Raw genomic sequence first — 4,712 nt, 5'->3', positions numbered from 1 at the left:
ATGACTTGTCAGCTCGCCGACGTGGTATGCCGTTCGCTTGTCCGGCTCAGAAGCGGATGCGGGCGGCGAGGGGCAGGTGGTCGCTCCCGGTCGCAGGCAGCGTCCGTACGTTCAGGACCTTCGCGGAGCGTGCCAGGACCTGGTCGATCCGGGCCAGGGGGAACCGCTGGGGCCAGCTGAACGCGAGCCCGGACTCCGGGGTGTTCAGCCGCGAGGTCAGCGGGGCGAGCCCGCGGTCGTCGAGCGTGCCGTTGAGGTCGCCGGCCAGGACCACCCGGTCCAGCCGCTCGGCCGCGAGGGCGGCGCCGAGCAGGGCAGCGCTCTCGTCCCGCCTGGCGGAGCCGAACCCGCTCGGGCCGAGCCGGAGCGAGGGCAGGTGGGCCACGTACACGGCGACATCCCCGTGCGGTGTCCGGGCGGTCGCCCGAAGGCCGCGGTCCCAGTCATCGCCCAGGTCCGCGGGCCGGATGTCGATCCTGCGTGCGTCCGTCAGGGGAAACCTGGACCACAGCCCGACCGTTCCGAAGGACACGTGATGCGGGTAGACCTCTCCCAACGCGGCGCCGAACTCCGGCAGGAGGGACGGCGTCACCTCCTGCAGAGCGATCACGTCACCGCCCGCGGAGGACAGTTGCCGCGCCGTGCCCCGAGGGTCCGCGTTCGTGTCACTGACGTTGTGCTGCACCACCACCAGGTCGTACGGGGAACCGCCGTCAGGAACCGGCGGCGACCCGAAGACCGCGAACCACACCGCGGCCGCCACCAGCGGCGAGCACAGCCCGACCCCCGAGCGCCGCAGCAGGGCCAGGCCCGCCAGCAGCGGGACGCCCAGACCCAGCCACGGCAGGAACGTCTCCAAGAGGCTCCCCAGCCGGCCCGGGCCGTTCGGCACCGCGCCGTGGCCGACGATCAGCGACGCGAGCAGGAGGGGGAGCGCCGCGAGGACCCCGTCCCCCCGCCGCCGGCCGCGCCATCCGCGACCGGCCGGCGCCACGCCCGCCCGCGCGGGCCCCGCTCCCTCGTCCTCCGCCTGCTGCCCCGCCCGCCACAGTGATCGCACGTACCGATGACGCGGCGCCGGGCGATCCGGTTCCCATCCGTCCGCGCCGTACGGGTCAGGCCCCCGCTACGACGTCTCCTTCGCATCCTCCAGGACCCGGAAGTCCGCCGGACCCAGGGTGAGCACGCCGTCGCTCAGCGGTGTGCACCGCACTCCGCCCTTGCCGCGCAGCGCGCGCTGCGCCCCGGGACCGATGACGGCGTCCATCCAGGCGCAGGGCCGGGCCGGGCGCCGCACGGCGAACAGGACGGGCCCGGAGCCGGTGTCCAGAGCCACGGTGACGCCCACGTACGCGTCGATGTCCACGCCGCGGAGCAGCACATTGCGGCGGGTGTGCCGCAGGTCCGTGTCCGAGCCGATGTCCGACGGGAGGTTCTCGGCCCCCATGAGCGTCACGGCGGCGTCGCGATGGGCCGGCCGCGCGTAGTAGCGGTCGCCCACGAGCCCCAGGCCGCTGCGCACCTCGGCACTGCTCACCAGCTCCCCGGCCGGCGCAGGCGACGGCCCTTCCGACGGCCGCCCCATGTACCGGTGCGCCGGCGACACCAGCAACTGCACGACTTCGACCCGCTGAGACATGCGGCCAGCCTAAGAGGCCGCGCGGACAGGCGGCGCGGCCGCCCTCCGTGTCCGGTGTGCGATGCGTCTCAGGGCTGTCCGAGGCGACGCCGCTCCCATGCGTCTCGTGACATCGCGGCGGGGCGGCGGAGCGGTGTCCCGTCGACGTACAGGTCGACGCGCTCGTTGTAGAACGCGATCATGCCCGCGACGGGGGCGCACGCCGCCGTGGGGAAGTCGTACGCCCAGGCGATGTCCTCGTGGGTGGCGCCGTCGCCGTCGAACGACCAGTAGCCGCTGGTCGTGCCCTTGTACGGGCAACTCGTGACGGTGTCCGTGGGGCGCAGTCTGCTCCAGTCGACGTGCACGCGCTCGATGTAGTAGCGCGTCGGCAGGCCCGTCTCGAACAGGGTCACCGCGTGCGGGGCGTCGGCCAGCACGGTGCCCTCGACCTCCACGCGGACGCTGCTCGAGGAGCGCAGGGCGTCCACCCGGGAGTACGGGCTGCGGGGGTGGACGAAGACCTGCTCGTCCTCCTCGTACCAGGCGTCGAGGGCTTCCCAGCGGAAGCGTGCCGTGCCCAGGAGCCGGTCCGGGGCTCCCTCGTCCCACACCCAGGCCGCGCCCTCGCGGACCTCGGACCCGACGTGCAGCGAGTGGCGGCGCGCCGGTCCGGGGCCCAGCCGGCCGGCCCGGCCGTCGTCGGTGAGCACCGCACCGGTCAGGTCCTCCATAGGGATGCTGTACTGCGGATAGCCGGGCCACTCCCACACGTACATGGCACGCCGGGTGTCGAGGACGGTACGGCTCCCGACCATCGCGCGGATGCGACGCGGTACGGGTTCGACCTGCCCGACCGGGACGATCAGCCCCGGGTGGTTCGCGCTCGAGTCCGCCATCGGTGATCACCTCGGTCTGTCCACGGGCTTCGCTTCCCGTACGCCCAGCGTCCCCGGCCCCCGTGGGATCGGCCACCCCGGGGCCGCGGGGCGACGTCCCCCGGGGCCGGCATCCGCCGAGGCCGCGCCGCGCCGCACCGCGAGCGGGCGGTCAGGCGCCGACGGTGCCGTCGACGCCCTCGCGCAGGAAGTCCGCGTGCCCGTTGTGGCGGCCGTACTCCAGGAGCACATGCACCATGACCATCCGCAGGGAGACGTCCTCACCCCAGCGGGGCTGGTGCCCGGTCGCGTCCAGGGAGTCGGCCGCCTCCTCGATCCGCCGGGAGTTCGCCACCTCGGCCTCCCAGGCCGCGAAGGCCTCGGCGCGGGTGGACCTGCTCGCGTCGTAGGCCGCCTGGAAGTCGATCTCCTCGGACCACACCATGGGCGCGTCGTTGTCCTGGAACACCCGGCGGAACCAGGCGCGTTCCACCTCCGCCATGTGCCGGACGAGCCCGAGCAGCGACAGTGTGGACGGAGGCATCGACTGCTGCCGCAGTTCCTCGTCCGACAGCCCCCGGCACTTCATGGCCAAGGTGGCGCGGTGGTAGTCGAGGAAGGCCCGGAGCGTCTCGCGCTCGCCCCCGCGCAGCGGCGGACCCATGCGGTCGTCGTCGGTCACAGGATGCTCACTTTCTCCGATGCGGTGCTGCGGGCAGCCCTTCACCCGGGCGGCGGGTCGGGCCGACGATCACCCTGGGTTAGGATTGCAGAGTTCTTCAATTGGTGAAACCACTAGAGCGCGGGTGGTCCGAGTGCAGGTTCCGCTCTACCAGGCCAAGGCGGAGTTCTTCCGCATGCTCGGGCATCCCGTGCGCATCCGCGTGCTGGAACTCCTGCAGGACGGCCCCAGGCCGGTGCGGGAGCTCCTCAACGCGATGGAGATCGAGCCGTCCAGTCTCTCCCAGCAGCTCGCCGTGCTGCGCCGGTCCGGCATCGTGAGCGCCACGCGCACCGGCTCCACCGTGGTGTACGAGCTCGCGGGCGGCGACGTCGCGGAACTGCTCCGGGCCGCCCGCCGCATCCTCACCGATCTGCTGACCGGGCAGCAGGATCTGCTGACGGAACTGAAGCAGAGTGAGGGAGGCGCCGCCGTCCGCGCGGGCGGCGGGACCGGCGGTGGCGCATGAGCCGTCGGAGAGGCCCGCGCACGGATTCCAGCGGTGACAGGTACAAGCAGCGGGCGGTGCTGCTGCGCGTCCTCGTCTACGTCTTCATCACCCACTTCATCGCGGGTTTCATCACTCTGCTGTTCTACCTGGGGCAGCACGCCCCCAAGTGAGCGGCCCGCCGGACGCCGCGGGCGGCAGAGCGACCATGGCGCGCCCGCGCGCCGGTACTGACACATGCGCACGGCGATGAGCACCGGGGCGCCGCTCGCGGCCGTGACGGCTCTCACGAACCCCTCGTACATCGCGCCGCCCGGCGGCGCGCCGCCGAGGCGACCGGCAAGACAGCGTTGTCCGGCGTTCGCCGCAGTCCGGTGGCGCTCGCCGGGTCGACGGGGACCAGGCGACCGGCACCACGGTCATCGCCCCGGTCGGCCGGGAGACCTGCGCATCCGATCCGCGAACAGGGCCGCCGGCGTCCCGGCCGCCACCGCGGTGGCCAGACCGGCGTCCGCGCCGATGCCCGGAGGAAACACGCGAGCGCGAGTGGCAACGCCGCCACGGCGGCGGTCAGCCCGGCGAGCAGGTCCTGGCGGGGCTGCCGCTTGATCGCCGGCAGATCGGCCCACGCGGGCGGCGACGCGCGCACCGAGTTCCACGTCCGCCCTGTCAAGACAGCCGGCCTCGCCGTCCGTCGTTCCGGTCGGCTGCCGGGGACGGTGCGTAGTGGCGCCCCCGCGGTTCCATGGCGACGACACAGCGGAATCATCATGTAGCGCATCGTCTGCAATGCATTGTTCCGGCGATCGGTGCTGTGGACGGAGCTCGTGCGCACCCGATGGGCGGCGAAGCGGCGGCCTTCGTGGTCGGGTGCATGCGCGGGGCATATGCGGCGGGGGTCTCATGGCCGCACGAAGCAGCCCTTCCACCGGGAAACGGGACCGCGTCGGGCACTTCGGCGCCCTCCGCCCGAGCTGCGGCTTCGCATCTGCGCAACTGCGCGTTCTCCACCCGGTGTTCGTCTTGTCACCCGGGTGTGATCACCAG

Annotated in this window: 6 protein-coding genes; 2 read left to right on the top strand and 4 right to left on the bottom strand. The window is 73.0% G+C overall.

The window, feature by feature from the left end; all coding sequences use genetic code 11:
* Nucleotides 1–46 precede the first annotated feature (46 nt).
* The 4 genes from ACRWND_RS30280 to ACRWND_RS30265 form a co-directional block, all read right to left on the bottom strand.
* Nucleotides 47–994, bottom strand: a complete 948-nt coding sequence (locus ACRWND_RS30280) for an endonuclease/exonuclease/phosphatase family protein (RefSeq protein WP_431955086.1) — start codon at nucleotides 992–994, stop codon at nucleotides 47–49.
* A 132-nt stretch (nucleotides 995–1,126) separates the two neighbouring features.
* The gene (locus tag ACRWND_RS30275) at nucleotides 1,127–1,639 is read right to left on the bottom strand and encodes a molybdenum cofactor biosysynthesis protein (protein WP_431955084.1); all 513 of its coding nucleotides are present in this window, start codon (nucleotides 1,637–1,639) and stop codon (nucleotides 1,127–1,129) included.
* Nucleotides 1,640–1,707: 68 nt separating this feature from the next.
* On the bottom strand, nucleotides 1,708–2,517 hold the full coding sequence (locus ACRWND_RS30270; RefSeq protein ID WP_431955082.1) for a DUF427 domain-containing protein: 810 nt from the start codon (nucleotides 2,515–2,517) through the stop codon (nucleotides 1,708–1,710).
* Between the two features lie 151 nt (nucleotides 2,518–2,668).
* Nucleotides 2,669–3,178 (bottom strand): DinB family protein, encoded by a 510-nt coding sequence (locus ACRWND_RS30265; RefSeq protein ID WP_431955080.1) that lies wholly within the window; start codon nucleotides 3,176–3,178, stop codon nucleotides 2,669–2,671.
* Between the two features lie 133 nt (nucleotides 3,179–3,311).
* Between ACRWND_RS30265 and ACRWND_RS30260 the strand changes: the two genes are divergently transcribed.
* Together ACRWND_RS30260 and ACRWND_RS30255 are read left to right on the top strand one after the other, a co-directional pair.
* A complete protein-coding gene (locus ACRWND_RS30260; RefSeq protein WP_431955078.1) occupies nucleotides 3,312–3,686 on the top strand; it encodes an ArsR/SmtB family transcription factor in 375 nt (124 codons plus the stop codon).
* Entirely contained in the window at nucleotides 3,683–3,838 is a 156-nt protein-coding gene (locus ACRWND_RS30255; protein ID WP_431955076.1) for a DUF6126 family protein, read from the top strand. The genes ACRWND_RS30260 and ACRWND_RS30255 overlap by 4 nt, the downstream gene beginning before the upstream one ends.
* Nucleotides 3,839–4,712: the final 874 nt, after the last annotated feature.

Source organism: Actinacidiphila sp. bgisy167, from assembly GCF_965342175.1.
Classification (GTDB): Bacteria; Actinomycetota; Actinomycetes; order Streptomycetales; family Streptomycetaceae; genus Actinacidiphila.
Note: the sequence above shows the minus strand (reverse complement) of the source record. Positions and strands in the feature narration are given on the sequence as shown.

Bases quoted from the DNA above. Each gene is read 5' to 3' on its own strand.
- ACRWND_RS30255 (WP_431955076.1), top strand. From the start codon at position 3,683: ATGAGCCGTCGGAGAGGCCCGCGCACGGATTCCAGCGGTGACAGGTAC.
- ACRWND_RS30270 (WP_431955082.1), bottom strand. From the start codon at position 2,517: ATGGCGGACTCGAGCGCGAACCACCCGGGGCTGATCGTCCCGGTCGGG.
- ACRWND_RS30275 (WP_431955084.1), bottom strand. From the start codon at position 1,639: ATGTCTCAGCGGGTCGAAGTCGTGCAGTTGCTGGTGTCGCCGGCGCAC.